The organism is Microbacterium sp. SLBN-154 (genome assembly GCF_006715565.1).
Lineage (GTDB): Bacteria > Actinomycetota > Actinomycetes > Actinomycetales > Microbacteriaceae > Microbacterium.
The window spans coordinates 460,913-475,198 of the sequence record NZ_VFNL01000001.1; the positions used below are offsets into that span (position 1 = coordinate 460,913).

At 69.7% G+C, this 14,286-nt stretch carries 15 protein-coding genes; 8 read left to right on the forward strand and 7 right to left on the reverse strand.

Annotation, left to right across the window (positions count from 1 at the left end):
• Positions 1–66: 66 nt before the first annotated feature.
• Positions 67–2,397, forward strand: coding sequence for a phosphoribosylformylglycinamidine synthase subunit PurL (purL, locus tag FBY40_RS02315; RefSeq protein WP_141936116.1), 2,331 nt, complete (start codon positions 67–69; stop codon positions 2,395–2,397).
• A gap of 72 nt (positions 2,398–2,469) precedes the next feature.
• Here the strand turns inward: purL and FBY40_RS02320 are convergent, their stop codons facing one another.
• Positions 2,470–2,922 carry an SRPBCC family protein gene (locus FBY40_RS02320; protein ID WP_141936119.1) on the reverse strand — a complete coding sequence of 151 codons (453 nt, stop codon included), beginning with the start codon at positions 2,920–2,922 and terminating at the stop codon, positions 2,470–2,472.
• 186 nt (positions 2,923–3,108) lie between these two features.
• Between FBY40_RS02320 and FBY40_RS17630 the strand changes: the two genes are divergently transcribed.
• The 6 genes from FBY40_RS17630 (at position 3,109) to FBY40_RS02345 (ending at position 7,516) form a co-directional block, all read left to right on the forward strand.
• Positions 3,109–3,243, forward strand: a complete 135-nt coding sequence (locus tag FBY40_RS17630) for a hypothetical protein (protein WP_268815526.1) — start codon at positions 3,109–3,111, stop codon at positions 3,241–3,243.
• Between the two features lie 119 nt (positions 3,244–3,362).
• On the forward strand, positions 3,363–4,328 hold the full coding sequence (locus FBY40_RS02325; protein WP_141936120.1) for a hypothetical protein: 966 nt from the start codon (positions 3,363–3,365) through the stop codon (positions 4,326–4,328).
• Between the two features lie 43 nt (positions 4,329–4,371).
• Positions 4,372–5,136 (forward strand): hypothetical protein, encoded by a 765-nt coding sequence (locus FBY40_RS02330; protein WP_442922850.1) that lies wholly within the window; start codon positions 4,372–4,374, stop codon positions 5,134–5,136.
• 379 nt (positions 5,137–5,515) lie between these two features.
• The gene (locus FBY40_RS02335; RefSeq protein ID WP_141936122.1) at positions 5,516–5,884 is read left to right on the forward strand and encodes a GntR family transcriptional regulator; all 369 of its coding nucleotides are present in this window, start codon (positions 5,516–5,518) and stop codon (positions 5,882–5,884) included.
• A gap of 19 nt (positions 5,885–5,903) precedes the next feature.
• Positions 5,904–6,824 carry an ABC transporter ATP-binding protein gene (locus FBY40_RS02340; RefSeq protein ID WP_141936124.1) on the forward strand — a complete coding sequence of 307 codons (921 nt, stop codon included), beginning with the start codon at positions 5,904–5,906 and terminating at the stop codon, positions 6,822–6,824.
• Positions 6,821–7,516, forward strand: a complete 696-nt coding sequence (locus tag FBY40_RS02345) for a hypothetical protein (RefSeq protein WP_141936126.1) — start codon at positions 6,821–6,823, stop codon at positions 7,514–7,516. Before FBY40_RS02340 ends, FBY40_RS02345 begins: the two co-directional genes overlap by 4 nt.
• A gap of 174 nt (positions 7,517–7,690) precedes the next feature.
• Here the strand turns inward: FBY40_RS02345 and FBY40_RS02350 are convergent, their stop codons facing one another.
• The 4 genes from FBY40_RS02350 to FBY40_RS02365 all read right to left on the reverse strand — a co-directional run bounded on the left by FBY40_RS02350 (position 7,691) and on the right by FBY40_RS02365 (position 10,356).
• A complete protein-coding gene (locus tag FBY40_RS02350; protein ID WP_141936128.1) occupies positions 7,691–8,602 on the reverse strand; it encodes a hypothetical protein in 912 nt (303 codons plus the stop codon).
• A 49-nt stretch (positions 8,603–8,651) separates the two neighbouring features.
• A complete protein-coding gene (locus FBY40_RS02355) occupies positions 8,652–8,897 on the reverse strand; it encodes a DUF3072 domain-containing protein (RefSeq protein ID WP_141936129.1) in 246 nt (81 codons plus the stop codon).
• A 63-nt stretch (positions 8,898–8,960) separates the two neighbouring features.
• Positions 8,961–10,049, reverse strand: coding sequence for an ATP-binding protein (locus FBY40_RS02360; RefSeq protein ID WP_124292048.1), 1,089 nt, complete (start codon positions 10,047–10,049; stop codon positions 8,961–8,963).
• 1 nt (position 10,050) lies between these two features.
• Positions 10,051–10,356 carry a chorismate mutase gene (locus FBY40_RS02365; RefSeq protein ID WP_124292047.1) on the reverse strand — a complete coding sequence of 102 codons (306 nt, stop codon included), beginning with the start codon at positions 10,354–10,356 and terminating at the stop codon, positions 10,051–10,053.
• Between the two features lie 84 nt (positions 10,357–10,440).
• Between FBY40_RS02365 and FBY40_RS02370 the strand changes: the two genes are divergently transcribed.
• Positions 10,441–11,589 (forward strand): AI-2E family transporter, encoded by a 1,149-nt coding sequence (locus FBY40_RS02370; RefSeq protein ID WP_141936131.1) that lies wholly within the window; start codon positions 10,441–10,443, stop codon positions 11,587–11,589.
• Between the two features lie 126 nt (positions 11,590–11,715).
• Here the strand turns inward: FBY40_RS02370 and FBY40_RS02375 are convergent, their stop codons facing one another.
• Both FBY40_RS02375 and FBY40_RS02380 read right to left on the reverse strand, forming a co-directional pair.
• Positions 11,716–12,957, reverse strand: a complete 1,242-nt coding sequence (locus FBY40_RS02375) for a lactonase family protein (RefSeq protein WP_141936133.1) — start codon at positions 12,955–12,957, stop codon at positions 11,716–11,718.
• Positions 12,957–14,243: an adenylosuccinate synthase gene (locus tag FBY40_RS02380; RefSeq protein ID WP_141936135.1), complete on the reverse strand. Its 1,287-nt coding sequence runs from the start codon at positions 14,241–14,243 to the stop codon at positions 12,957–12,959. The genes FBY40_RS02375 and FBY40_RS02380 overlap by 1 nt, the downstream gene beginning before the upstream one ends.
• Positions 14,244–14,286: the final 43 nt, after the last annotated feature.

The window sequence follows — 14,286 nt, forward strand, 5'->3', positions numbered from 1 at the left end:
GGGATGTCGGGGGCACAACTAGACTGATCGCGTCCGGCGCCCCGCGATCTCCAGGAGTTCAGCCGCGTGACCACCCCCTCCACCTCCCTGGCAGACACCGTCTCGAACGCCCTCGCGACGCCCGAGCGCGAGCAGCCGTTTGCCGCACTGGGCTTGAAGCCCGACGAGTACGAGCGCATCCGCGAGATCCTCGGCCGCCGACCCACGAGCGGCGAGCTGGCGATGTACTCCGTCATGTGGAGCGAGCACTGCTCCTACAAGTCGTCCAAGATCTACCTGCGGCAATTCGGCCAGAAGGTCAGCGACGAGATGAAGAAGCGTCTCATGGTCGGCATGGGGCAGAACGCCGGCGTGGTCGACATCGGCGAGGGCTGGGCGGTCACCTTCAAGGTCGAGTCGCACAACCACCCGAGCTACATCGAACCCTTCCAGGGTGCCGCGACCGGCGTGGGCGGCATCGTCCGCGACATCATCTCGATGGGTGCACGACCGGTCGCTGTCATGGACCAGCTCCGTTTCGGCGCGATCGACGACCCCGACACCGCCCGCGTCGTCCACGGCGTGGTCAGCGGGATCTCCTTCTACGCCAACTGCCTGGGACTGCCGAACATCGGCGGCGAGACGGTCTTCGACCGCGTCTACCAGGGGAACCCCCTCGTCAACGCCCTCGCCGTCGGCGTCCTCCGCCACGAGGATCTCAAACTCGCCAACGCCAGCGGCGCGGGCAACAAGGTCGTGCTGTTCGGCGCCCGCACGGGCGGAGACGGCATCGGCGGAGCATCCATCCTCGCCTCCGACTCCTTCGACGCGAGCGGTCCGACGAAGCGCCCCGCAGTGCAGGTGGGCGACCCCTTCGCCGAGAAGGTGCTCATCGAGTGCTGCCTCGAGCTCTACCGCGACGAGCTCGTCGAGGCCATCCAAGACCTCGGCGCCGCCGGCATCTCGTGCGCGACGAGCGAGCTGGCCGCCAACGGCGGATCGGGCATGCGCGTCGACCTCGAGAAGGTGCTGCTGCGCGACCCCACGCTCACGCCCGAGGAGATCCTCATGAGCGAGAGCCAGGAGCGGATGATGGCGATCGTCGCCCCCGAGAAGCTCGACGCCTTCCTCGCGGTCACCACGAAGTGGGATGTCGAGACGAGCGTCCTCGGCGAGGTCACCGGCGACGGGCGCCTGCAGATCTTCTGGCACGGCGAGGAGATCGTCAACGTCGACCCCTCCACGGTCGCCGTCGATGGGCCGGTGTACGAGCGCCCCGTCGCCTACCCGACGTGGATCGACGGCCTGCGGGACGACTCCGCCGAAGCCCTTCCCCGCCACAACGACGCCGCGCGCCTGCGCGAACAGTTCCTTGCCCTTGTCGGCAGCCCGAACCTCGCCGACCCGTCGTGGGTGACGAACCAGTACGACTACTACGTCATGGGCAACACTGCACTGTCGTTCCCCGATGACGCCGGCATGATCCGCGTCGACGAGCAGTCCGGCCTCGGGTTCGCGATCGCCACCGACTGCAACGGGCGCTACTGCCAGCTCGACCCCTATGAGGGCGCAAAGCTCGCCCTCGCCGAGGCGTACCGCAACGTCGCCGTCACCGGAGCCGAGCCGACCGCGGTCACCGACTGCCTGAACTTCGGCAGCCCCGAGAACCCCGAAGTCATGTGGCAGTTCTCCCGTGCGGTCGAGGGGCTAGCCGACGGATGCCTCGAACTCGGCGTCCCGGTCACGGGCGGCAACGTGTCGTTCTACAACCAGACCGGCGATCAGCCGATCCACCCCACCCCCGTGGTGGGCGTGCTCGGCATCATCGACGACGTCGCCCGCCGCATCCCGTCGGGATGGCAGGACGCCGGGGAGAACATCTACCTCCTCGGGGTGACCTCGACCGAGCTGAGCGGGTCGGCATGGGCCGAGACCGTGCACGAGCACCTCGGCGGCCGCCCGCCGGCGGTCGACCTCGCTCAGGAGAAGCGCCTCGCGGAGCTGCTGCACGCGGCCTCTCAGCAGTCGCTCGTCTCCAGCGCCCACGATCTGTCGACGGGCGGGCTCGCGCAGGCCCTGGCGGATTCGGTGCTGCGGTTCGGAGTCGGAGCACGGGTGTGGCTGACGGAGATCATGGAGCGAGACAGTGTCGACGCGGCATCCGCTCTCTTCTCCGAGTCCACCGGGCGCGTTCTGGTGTCGGTGCCTCGGGAGGATGACGTGAAGTTCCGCGGGCTCTGCGAGGGCCGCGGCTACCCGGTGCTGCGCATCGGCGTGACCGATGCGCCCGCCGAGGGCGAGGCCGAGCTGGAGGTGCAGGGGCTGTTCTCGGTGCGGGTAGACGAACTCGGGATGATCTCCCGCGCCACACTGCCCGACGCGTTCGGAGCCACGGTCACGGAGGCTGTCGCGCGATAGCGCGCCGGTCAACGGCGAAGAGCCGGGAGCATCTCGCTCCCGGCTCTTCCGGCCCCCGCCTGCAGTCCTGGATCAGGCCTGCACGTCACCGCGCCACGCGCCGGTTTCGGCGCCGCGCGACTCGATGAACGTCTTGAAGTTCTTCAGGTCCTTCTTGACCGAACGGTCGTCGATGCCGAGGGCATCCCCGACATGCTCGACGAAGCCCTGCGGCTCCCAGTCCAGCTGCACCGTGACGCGGGTCTCGGTGTCGCTGAGCTTGTGGAAGGTCACCACACCGGCGTGGTCCTCGCCCCCGGTGCTGCGCCATGCGACACGCTCGTCGGCGTGCTGCTCGGTGATCTCGGCGTCGAACTCGCGCTCGACGGTGCCGATCTTCACGCGCCAGTGGTTGTGGGTGTCATCCAACTGGGTGATCGACTGGACGAAGCTGAGGAACTCGGGGAAGGTCTCGAACTGGGTCCACTGGTTGTAGGCCGTGGAAACCGGGACATCGACATCGACGGTTTCGATGATGCGCGCCATGTCGCACTCCTTTCGTCGGCAGAGCCGGGTTCGGCCCCGTCGAGGGGAAATCTATCGAGCGGGGTGCGATCCGCCCGCGGCGTTGACGGCCGCCTGTCGGTCGGCTATCGTCGCGCGGTCGCGCTGGACGGAAACGGATGCCACGGGGCGCTCTCTAGACTGGGTGAGACCCGGGACGGAGAGCCGATGAGCGACGACGACGATTTCGCCATGTACAGCGATGCGCGCCAGCGCCGGATCAAGGCGGTGGCATGGGTCGTCATCCTGTCGCTCATCCTCGTCGGGGGCGGCGCGACGGTGCTGTCGCTGCTCTTCGGCTGACGCGGGTCGCAGAAACCTCTCTCCCCGTCCGCGCTCGCGCGCACCTGCCTCCCCTTCGCGCGTCACGCGTGCCGAAGAACTCGTGGCCCGCGTCCAGCCACCGTGGCTAGCATGGCCGGGTGGACCCGTTCACGGTCATCGCCGAGTTCTGGTGGATCGGAGCGTCGGCAGCCGGCGCTGGAACCATCGGATGGTTCGGGCTGCGCCATCAGCGCGCGAAGGGCTCGCGGCGGCTCGCGCTCCACGCCGCTCGCCACGAGCTTCGCGAGGCCCGCGATGTCGTCACCGCCTCGCGTGTCGAGGTGCGGCTCGCGCGCGCGGAGCTCGCCCGGGCGCAGGCCGATCGAGCGGCCGACCGTGTCCCCGCATCCGAGGTGACTCTCGCCCGGCAGCGGCTGCAGCAGGCCCAGCGTGAGGTGCGTGCCGCACACGCCGAGATCCGCCTGCGCCGCATCCAGGTGTCGGCGGCGCGGGCGACGATCCCCCGCGCGAAGTCGACCCCCGACACCCTGCCGCTCGCTCGGCTAATGGCCGCGCACACCGCGATCGACGGCCGCTGGCTGGAGTACGAGACCGATCCCGCCAAGCGCATCGCTTTCCCGGCGATGAGCGATGTGCGCCAGCCCTCGACCGCGGCCTACCTCGCCGCCCGCGCCGAAGCCGGGCGACTGCGTCCTCCCACCGCCGTCACCAAAATGACGCCGGTCGAGTTCGCGCAATACCGTGCGTCGGTCGAGAACCTCGGGAAGCTGTTCGAGCGCGCGGAGCGCGAGGCGTGGCGGGCGGCCGGAGCCGGCAACGGTCCTTCACGCCAGGATGATCCCCACTGGGTCGACCTCGCGCAATCGGTCGCGCAGACGGTGATCGCACGCGGGACCGAGGCGATCGCCCGCGTCGCGGAGTCGAACGCACGCAATCGCGAACGTGCCGGGGGACGGACGGATGCGACGGGTGCCGCCCCGCAGGCCGGCTCGCCCCCGGCTGGAAGCGCCGGACGCGAGGCCCGTGACGCCCGCCCGCCGCAGACGCCGGGGACTCCGGTGTGGCCCGTCCCCTCGCGCGGAGCGCGGCGGCCACAGGACTGACGCGCTGCGGGGAGCGCCGATGACGATCGAGTGGGGATGACGGGTGGACTGGTCGAACATCTGGATGTTCTGGTGGCTGATCTTCCCGATCGGAGCCGCCATCGGCGGCGCCATCAAGTCGTTCGACCGCGCGTCGGAGCGCCGGCACCGGCGGCGGCTGGAGATGATGCGAGCCAAAGCCGAGCTGCGCTCGGGTGCGATCCCTGCCGTCGGCGCGCGGGCCGCGACCCCGGGTGACGCGGGCGACGACCCGGGCCACGCGGCATCCGATTCGGCCGACGCCACCCTCACGCAGCTGCTCGCCATCCATGACGACGTCACCGCCCGCTGGCTCGAGTACGAACTGGATGTCGCCAAGCTCATCGCCTTCCCCGCGATGAGCGACGGACGCCAGCCGCTGACGGCGGCGTTTCTCCGCGCGAAGCGCGTCGCCGATCGGCTGCGACCGCCGTCGGCCACGGCGCGGATCAGCCCCGACCAGCTGCGGGAGTACCGCGAGGCCGTCACCGACTACGAGGTCGCCTTCGACCTGGCCGAGCGCGACGCGCGCCGGCTCAGAGACGCGAACTTCAGCGCCGAGGAGCGCAAGCGCCTCGACACCGCGCAGCAGCTCCTCTCGGTGGCGATCGACGAAGCGGCGACCCCGGCGGAGCGGCAGCTGGCCTACCGCCGCGTGCGCGAGGAGCTCGACGGCCTCCTTCTGCTGTCGGATGATGCGATCGAGGTGCTGGAGAAGAAGGTCGCGCAGGAGCTCCCCGCACGCCCTTCGACCGCGCCTCCCGCAGCACCGCCCGCGCCCTCCGCCTGACCGCCCGCTCCGCCGTCGAGGCCACTCGACCCCTCGGCCTCACGCCGTCTCGGCCACCCTGCTCCCCCGACACGTTCTGCCCCTTCGCGCGCGGGATCGGGGCACATCGTGACGGCGGAGGCACGACCGCGCTCGCCCGCGCCCCGCTCGCCTGGCGCAAAGGGCGCCGCCTCGCGGCAGATCGTGACAGGCGAAGGGTGCGGGCCGTACACGCGCCCCGCTCGCCTGGCGCAAACGGCCCCACCCCGCGGCAGATCGCGACAGGCGAAGCGGGGCGGGCGGCCCGCAGCGAGGGGACGGCCATCGCGTCGAAGGTTGACACGCGCCGCCCGAGTGTTGCATGGTTAGTTAGTCAACTAATTAACCAGTAAGGAACCCCGTGGTCGAAGAAGGCAGGGCGCTCTTCCTCCAGATCGCCGAAAGCGTGGAGGACGCGATCATCGACGGCAGCCTCACCGAAGAGAGCCAGGCGCCGTCGACGAACGAGCTCGCCGCGTTCCACCGCATCAACCCCGCCACCGCTGCCAAAGGAGTGACCATGCTCGTCGACAAGGGCGTCTTGTACAAGCGACGCGGAATCGGCATGTTCGTCGCTCCCGGCGCACGCGAGCGTCTGCTCGACGAGCGCCGCACTGCATTCGCCGACCGGTACGTCGAACCGCTGCTCGCCGAGGCGCGCAAGCTCGGACTCGGCCCCGCCGACCTCACGGCACTGATCAACGACCGCGCCGCGGTCACCGAACCCTGAGTCCCGAAAGGACACCACGATGACCCACGTGATCGAGGTGGAGCACCTGACCAAGCGCTACCGCGACACCGTCGCGGTCGACGACGTCAGCTTCTCCATCGAGAAGGACACCATCTACGGCCTCCTCGGCCGCAACGGCGCCGGCAAGACGACCGTGATGTCGATCCTCACCGCACAGAACTTCGCCACCAGCGGCACGGTGCGCGTGTTCGGCGAGCACCCGTACGAGAACGCTCGCGTGCTGCAGCGCATGTGCTTCGTGCGAGAGAGCCAGAAGTACCCGGATGACGCGACTCCGCGTCACGCACTGAGGATGGCGCGGCTCTTCTTCCCCCACTGGGACCAGGAGCTCGCCGATCAGCTCGTCGACGACTTCCAGCTACCGCTCAAGGGCCGGACGATCAAGAAGCTCTCGCGCGGTCAGCTCTCGGCGGTCGGCGTCATCATCGGCCTGGCCTCACGCGCCGAGATCACCTTCTTCGACGAGCCGTACCTCGGTCTCGACGCGGTGGCCCGCCAGATCTTCTACGACCGTCTGCTCAGCGACTACGCCGAGCACCCCCGCACGATCATCCTCTCCAGCCATCTCATCGATGAGGTGTCGAATCTCCTCGGCCGGGTGCTGGTGATCGACCGGGGCCGCATCGTCATGGACGAGGAGACCGACGAGATCCGCGATCGCGCGACGAACGTGGTCGGCGACGCCGCGGCGGTGGAAAGCTTCACCGCCGGTCGCGAAATCATCCACCGGCAGAGTCTCGGGCGCACCACCTCGGTCACCGTCCTCGGTCGGCTCTCGGCCGACGACCGCGCCCGCATGGCCGCCGCCGGACTGGATATCGCTCCCGTCTCGCTGCAGCAGCTCATCGTCCGCACCACCCAGCACGCCGCCGAGCAGGGCGGCTCGTTCACCTCACTCGAAGAAGGAGCACTCCGATGAACCGCACGCTGCGCGTCGTCCGGATGCAGCTGATCAACCGTCAGACCTACCTCTGGGTGCCCCTCCTCGTCCTCGGCGGCGCCTTTATCCTGTCCGTCGCGATCTGGTGGATCCTCGCCGGGTCGGGCGTGACCGGGAACTTCTACGGCGGCGGCGCCCAGGCACCCCTGTGGTATCTCGCGGTCGTCGGTGTGCAGGCGCTGACTCTGACGTTCCCGTTCTCGCAGGCGATGAGTGTCACGCGCCGGGAGTTCTTCTTCGGCACCTATCTCATCGCCGCGCTCAGCGCGGCGAGCCTGGCGGTGATCTTCGTCATCGGCGGCTGGATCGAGACGCTGACCGGCGGCTGGGGGCTCAACGGCTACTTCTTCTACTCGGCCGAGATCTGGCAGGGCGGCCCCCTAGGCGCCGCGTTCATCTTCTTCACCGTGGCGATGCTGATGTTCACGCTCGGGTTCACCGGTGCGACCGTGTACAAGCGTTTCGGGCCCACGGTCTTCACGGTCAGCCTCATCGGGCTCGGCGCGCTTCTCGTGGGAGCCATGTTCATCGTCGGCCGGCTGAACGCCTGGGGCCAGGTGTTCACTTGGATCGGCGAGCAGGGACCCCTCGGCATGGCTGCGTGGGGACTCGTCGTGGCCGCCGCGCTCGGCGCTGCGGCGTTCGCGACGCTTCGCCGCGCGACGCCCTGATCGGCCGTCGCGAGGCCTCCTCCCTCTGCTCCCCCGTCACGTTCTGCCCCGTCGCTCATCCGAACGGGGCGGAACGAGACGGGGGAGCGATCGAACGAGGGCGGAACGAGACGGGGGAGCGATCGAACGAGGGCGGAAGGTGACGGGGGAACGATCGAACGAGGGGACGCCGTCCTAGTCGGAGGGAAGGGATCCCAGGAACACCCCGATCTGGTCGTCCACCTTCACGAACTGCAACGCCGCACCGGGGAATCGCTCCCGCAACTCGGGAGGGGACGCGCTGTCGACCGCGAGCGAGACGGTCGCAGGGAACTCGCCGACGCGGCACCCCGAGTACACGGGGCCGGACGTCGAGTAGCCGTTCTGAGCGGCCTCCTCATCCTCCGGCAGGTCGGCGGTCAGGACGACAGTGAAGCAGTCACCGCCGGTGCCGTAGAACCCGGTCGTCGTCTCGAACAGGGTCAGCCCGAAGAACTCGTACACGGCGGAACTGGCTCCCACTCCGAACCACCCGGTCGGGATCGTCGTCGTCGACTCGGGCTCGAGCGCCGCGATCTGGGGCGCGCCGTGCGATGACTCGACCGGCGCCAGACGGACCAGCCCGTAGGTCACCACCGCCGTCACTGCCGCGACCGCGGCGAGGGACGCGATCCATCCGACCCAGATGAGGGAGGACTCTCGCCGACGAGGCGAAGAGCGAGTCGGATGCCGCGGTGCCCCGTTCGAGGCCGCAGACCCAGCCGTCCCCTCGTCGAAACCGGCGATCCCGGTCGCTGTGGCGTCGCCCGGTGCGACGGACCCCTCAGACTGCGGTCCGAGGGACGGGGCCTGCCCCGACAGGGCCTCCCCCGACAGGCCCTGCTCCTCCGCCTGCACGACCGACGTCACCGACGCGTCCCGTGCTGACGGCAACGCACGCGGAGCGTCGGATGGCTCGGGGCGGGCGGCGGCGGCGGACGAACTCTTCGTCTGCCGCTCGAGCTCCCTCAGACGGCGAAGGGCGTCCGGGTCATCGTCGATGTCGGCGGCCGGCCCGTACGCGCGCCGACGAAGAAGATCCAGTTCGGAACGCTCGGAGCCCTTCACGCTCCGATGATGTCACCGGCGCACAACCGCCCGCGCGTCGCGCGCCGGGTCAGCTCGACGAGCGGCCCGTCTTCTCCTGCAACCGTTCGATGTGCTCCGAGGCCTCGGCCTTGGTCAGATCGGCCGAGAGCTCTTCCCCCGCCTCGCGGGCCAGAGTGTCGAGATAGCTGCGCTGCGGAGCGGTCATGGGTTCGTCGCCGGTGACCCAGTCGGCCGGATCCTTCTCCGCCGGATTGGTGGTGTCGTCGGACGTGGTCGCACCGAGGGTCTCGGCGCCGGATGTGTTGTCGGACATGCGTTCGAGAGTACGTCGGGCCAGCGACATCCCTCCCGCCCTTGACAACGGCCCCGGATCCCGTCAGCGGATCGGCACCGCCACGTCGCTTCCGCCCTCCACGGTCAGGCGCTCACCCATCTGCACGAGCCCGGCCGTCTCGACGAACCCGCCCGCGAACAGCGCCTGCCCCTGAGCGAACAGCGGCGAGCGCTCCACCAGCGCTGCTGGCGCATAGCCGAACACCTCGCCGAGCTCGGCCAGGTCGCGCGGCGAGCTCATGCGCATCAGGGCGAGGTTGTCGCACTGCGACAGGGCATTGGGGTGCACCTTCGAGGGCCGCTGCGTCGACAGCAGCAGCCACAGCCCGTATTTTCGGCCTTCGGCCGCGATCTGCACGATGCGCTCGGTGAGCTCTCGCTCCACCGGGGTCATCGGGTTCGGCTGCACGAGATTGTGGGCCTCGTCGATGACGATCAACCGGCCCACCCGCTCGGCGCGGTGCTCCCACAGGTGATCGAGCACCGCGAGCGCCGCCGCGAGCATCTCGGCCCGCGTGGGGAAGCCGCCGAGGTCGAGCACCGTCGCGTCGGGCTGCTCGCGGATGTCGTCGGTGACGCTCCGGCCGCGCCAGGCCCACAGCCCCCACCCGCCGAGGCCGAGGTTCTCGAGCCGGGTCGCGAGGCGGTGACGGGCGGGGTCGTCGCCCGACCTCAGGTGAGCGACGAGGCTTCCGCGGCGGACGACGTCGAGTTCTTCCTCGAGTTTGAGCAGGGCGTTGAAGTCTTCGGCGTCGCGAATCGGATCCAGCTCGAGCAGCGCCGCGCGCGAGCGCCACGGCATGTCGAGGAATCGCGCTTGCAGGGCGTCGGGGCGGTCCCGCCCCGGGCGGAACACCCGGATGTCGCGCTCGTCCCAGGCGGCGCGCACCGCGTCATCCGCTCCCTCCCGCACCGTGCCGAGGCCGACGAAATCCGAGTTCGGATCCAGGATGACCAGGGGCAGGCGGGTGTGCAGGATGACGCGCTCGAGCAGCACGCCGAGGGCGTAGGTCTTGCCCGACCCGCTCTGCCCGCACCAGAAGGTGTGCCGGTTGAGCTTTCGCGCGAGCACCTGTGCGGGGGTCGGTTCGGCTGCCTCGAGGAGGGTGCCGATCTCGAGCCGATCGCCCATGTCAGCGCCCTTCGCTCACAGCGCCCGCGGCGGTGTGGTGGCGGATCACCTCGGCGACGACGAAGTTGAACCACTTCTCGGCGAACTCGGGATCGAGGTCGGCCTCCTGGGCCAGTCGCTTCAGGCGTGCGATCTGCTGCTCCTCGCGTCCGGGGTCGGACGCCGGCATGCCGTGCGCGGCCTTCAACTCACCCACCTGCTGCGTGCAGCGGAAGCGCTCGGCCAGAAGGAAGACCAGCGCCGCGTCGACGTTGTCGATGCTCGCGCGCAACCGCAGAAGCGTGGTCGTGGGATCTTCGGTCGTCATGGCTTTCCCTCCCCGATCCACGACCATACCGCGCGGCCCCGAGCGCCGCCGAGGTCGCGGGCCGCACGCCCCTAGAGTGTGACCATGACCGACGCCCGCCCGTCCGCTTCGTCGCCTGCGGACGACCCTGTCACCGACGCGTCCGAGCCCTCCGTCGAAACGACCTACGTCCGGCGCCGCACCCTCTTCACCAGCGTGAACAATCCGTTCGCGATCGGCTTCTTCCTCACCCTCGGCGGACTCGTCGCCCTCGGGCTCGGTGTCGCGTTCATCAACCTCTCCACGGTGCTGATCTACATCGCCTTCGCCCTGTTCGCAGCGCTCGGTCTCGACCCGATCGTGCGCTTCCTCGAGAGGCGCGGACTCGGACGCGGGTGGGCGATCCTCATCGTCTTCGCAGGCTTCGTCGTCATCGTCGTCGGGGTCGTGTCGCTCGTCGTGCCGACTCTCGTGCGACAGATCTCCCAGTTCTTCTCCGACCTGCCCTCGACGATCAACGCCTTCCAGGCCTCAGACGTCTACGCCTGGCTGCAAGACACCTTCGGCGACCAGATCGGCAGCCTGCTCGGGGAGTTCGAGACCTTCATCACCAACCCCGCGAACATCGCCGCGATCGGCGGCGGGGTCCTGCAGGTCGGTGCGACCATCGCGACGACGATCTCGGGCATCCTGATCGTGCTGGTGCTGAGCCTGTACTTCCTGGCATCCCTCGACACCATGAAGGTCGCCTTCACCCGTCTGAGCCCCGCCCGCTACCGCCCGAAGGTGCGGTCGATGACCGATGAGATCACCGACTCGATCGGCGGATATCTCATGGGCATGGTGGTGCTGGCGTTCTTCAACTCGCTCGTGGCGTTCTTCCTGCACCTCTTCCTCGGTCTGCCCTTCCCGGCCCTGATGGCGGTCGCGGCGTTCGCGATCACGCTCATCCCCCTCGTGGGTCCGGTGCTGTACTGGATCTTCGCCAGCATCCTCGCGCTGTTCACCAACCCCCTCACGGCGCTGATCTTCGCGATCGCGTACCTCATCTACATCCAGATCGAGGCATACCTCCTGACCCCGCGCGTGATGAGCCGCGCGATCGCGGTGCCCGGGGCGCTCGTCGTCATCGGCGCTCTCGTCGGCGGCACGCTGCTGGGGCTTCTCGGAGCGCTCGTGGCGATCCCCGTGACGGCGTCGATCCTGTTGATCATCAAGCAGGTCGTGATCCCCCGCCAGGACGCGAAGCTGTAGCGGGCGCCGTCACGGGGCGCCGCGCCGCCGCACCCCGCGCGCCCCGAAGCACCGCGACCCGCCGAAAAACGTCGCTCCCGCGGCATCCGCACGGCAGAAATCGACGGGTCGTGGGAATGGAGCGGGTCAGACGAGGGGCGTCAGGCAGGTCGGCGACGGCGCCGACGTGCGATGGCGCACGCGGCCGGGCACCCCGGAGCGGATGTCGAGGGTCAGCGACACCACGTCGTCGGAGCGTTCCCCGGCGACCAGCAGGGTGTCGCGCACCACGAGGTGGTGTCTCGGCCAGTCCACGCCCGCCTCGACGAGGGCGACGGGCGCGAGGCTCTCCCCCGCGCCGCGCACGGCGACGACGGCGATCGTGTTGCTCCCGCGCACACCGGCGTAGAGGAACGCGCCGTCGCGCGACGGGGCCAGCTCGGCGGCGCTGTCTCCGGCGAGCGTTCCGGCTCCGAGGGGCGCTCCCGACACCACGCGCCAGCGCCCCGCTTCGTCGCGCGCGAGCGCGAAGACCTCGCAGCTGTACTCCGTCACCACGTACAGGTGCCCGCTCGGGTGCCACACCATGTGCCGCGGACCGCTGCCGTAGGGCAGCGAGACGTCGTGCAGCGGTCGCAGCCTCCCGTCCACGAGGCGCCAGAAGCGCACGAGATCGAATCCCAGATCGGATGTCGCGACGAGCCCGCCGGGCAGGAACACCGTCTGATGCGCCCGCGACACCCGCTCCACGGCGGGCTCCGGTCGATCGACCGGCCCCGTCAGGGCCGCCGCGTCGGCATCGCCGCCGAACAGCGCCATGGCATCGAGCCCACCCACCCCGTCGAGCCCTCGCCCGCCGAAGAGATCCGCATCTCCGCGCCCACCGAGGCCCAACGCCCCCAGGTCGATGCCGACCTCGGCCGCCGCCGCCTCGACGTCCGACACAGCCCCCGCCGCCCCGCCCGGGGCCGACGGATCCGCCGCCGGCGGCGCGAACGACGGCCGCCCGATCCGTCCATCGCTCGCGAGCGGATAACGCACCACGCGCCCGTCGCCCCAGCACGTCGCGACGAGAGTCCCGCCGTCCGGCGACACCGCGACATGGCACACCGCTTCCCCCGCCTCGACCGCGTCGCCGAGCGGAGCGAACCGGTCTTCGCCGATGCGTCGGAACGCACGCACGGTTCCCTCCGCCTCGAGGGTCGCGTAGGCGACATCCGTCCCCTCGTTCCAGCTGACCCACGACGGCGAGCTCGCCGAGACCGCCTCACCGACCACGGCGAGCGGTCCGGCGGCGGAACCGGAGTCGGGTTCGCCCGCCAGGAGCACCCCGATCCCGGTGGCGATCCCGCCGCTGTCGGCGGAGTACCCGCCGACGAGGAACCGCATCAGTCGACCAGGTCGCGGCGCACGATGACCGCGTCGCGAGCTGCGCCCACGCCGATCACCGAGATGCGGGTGCCGCTCATCTCCTCCAGCGCCAGCACGTAGTCCTGCGCCGCCAGGGGAAGGTCGTCAAAGGTCCGGGCGCCCGAGATGTCGTCCTTCCATCCGGGGAACATCTCGTAGATCGGGCGCGCGTGGTGGAAGTCGGTCTGGTTGACCGGCACCTCCTCGAACCGCTCGCCATCGACGTCGTAGGCGACGCACACCGGGATCTCGTCGAGGCCGGTGAGGATGTCGAGCTTGGTGAGCACGAGATCGGTGATGCCGTTGATGCGGGTCGCGTACCGGGTGATGGGCGCGTCGTACCAACCCACGCGGCGCGGGCGCCCCGTGGTGGTGCCGAACTCGAACCCCCGCGAGCGCAGGAAGTCGCCATGCTCGTCGAACAGCTCCGTCGGGAAGGGACCCGATCCGACGCGAGTCGTGTACGCCTTGACGATCCCGACGATGCGATCGAGGCGCCGGGGGCCGACCCCCGATCCGGTCGCCGCGCCACCCGCCGTCGCCGACGACGACGTGACGAAGGGATACGTGCCGTGGTCGACGTCGAGCATGGTCGCCTGTCCGCCCTCGAACACCACGACCTCGTTTCGGTCGAGGGCCTCATCGAGCAGCAGCGACGTGTCGGCGACCATCGGGCGCAGACGCTCGGCGTACGACAGCAGGTCTTCGACGACCTCTTCCACGGCGATCGCGCGGCGGTTGTAGACCTTCAGCAGGAGGTGGTTCTTCTGATCGAGCGCCCCCTCGACCTTCTGCCGCAGGATGTTCTCGTCGAAGAGGTCCTGCACGCGGATGCCGACCCGGTTGATCTTGTCGGCGTAGGCGGGGCCGATCCCACGACCGGTCGTGCCGATCTGGCGCTTGCCGAGGAAGCGCTCGGTGACTTTGTCGAGGGTGCGGTGGTACTGCGTGATCACGTGCGCGTTGGCGCTGATCTTCAGGCGCGAGGTGTCGAGGCCGCGCGCCTGCAGCGCCTTCAGCTCGGCGAAGAGCACCTCGAGGTCGATCACGACGCCGTTGCCGATGACCGCGTTCACGCCCGGCGACAGGATGCCGGAGGGCAGCAGGTGCAGCGCGTACTTCTCGTCGCCGATCACGACGGTGTGCCCGGCATTGTTGCCGCCATTGAACTTCACGACCCAGTCGGTGCGTTCGCCCAGGAGGTCGGTGGCCTTGCCCTTGCCCTCGTCACCCCACTGAACGCCGACGATCACAATGCCTGGCATGGCCCACTCCCCCGTTGTCGGACGGTTACACCCGATCCTATCG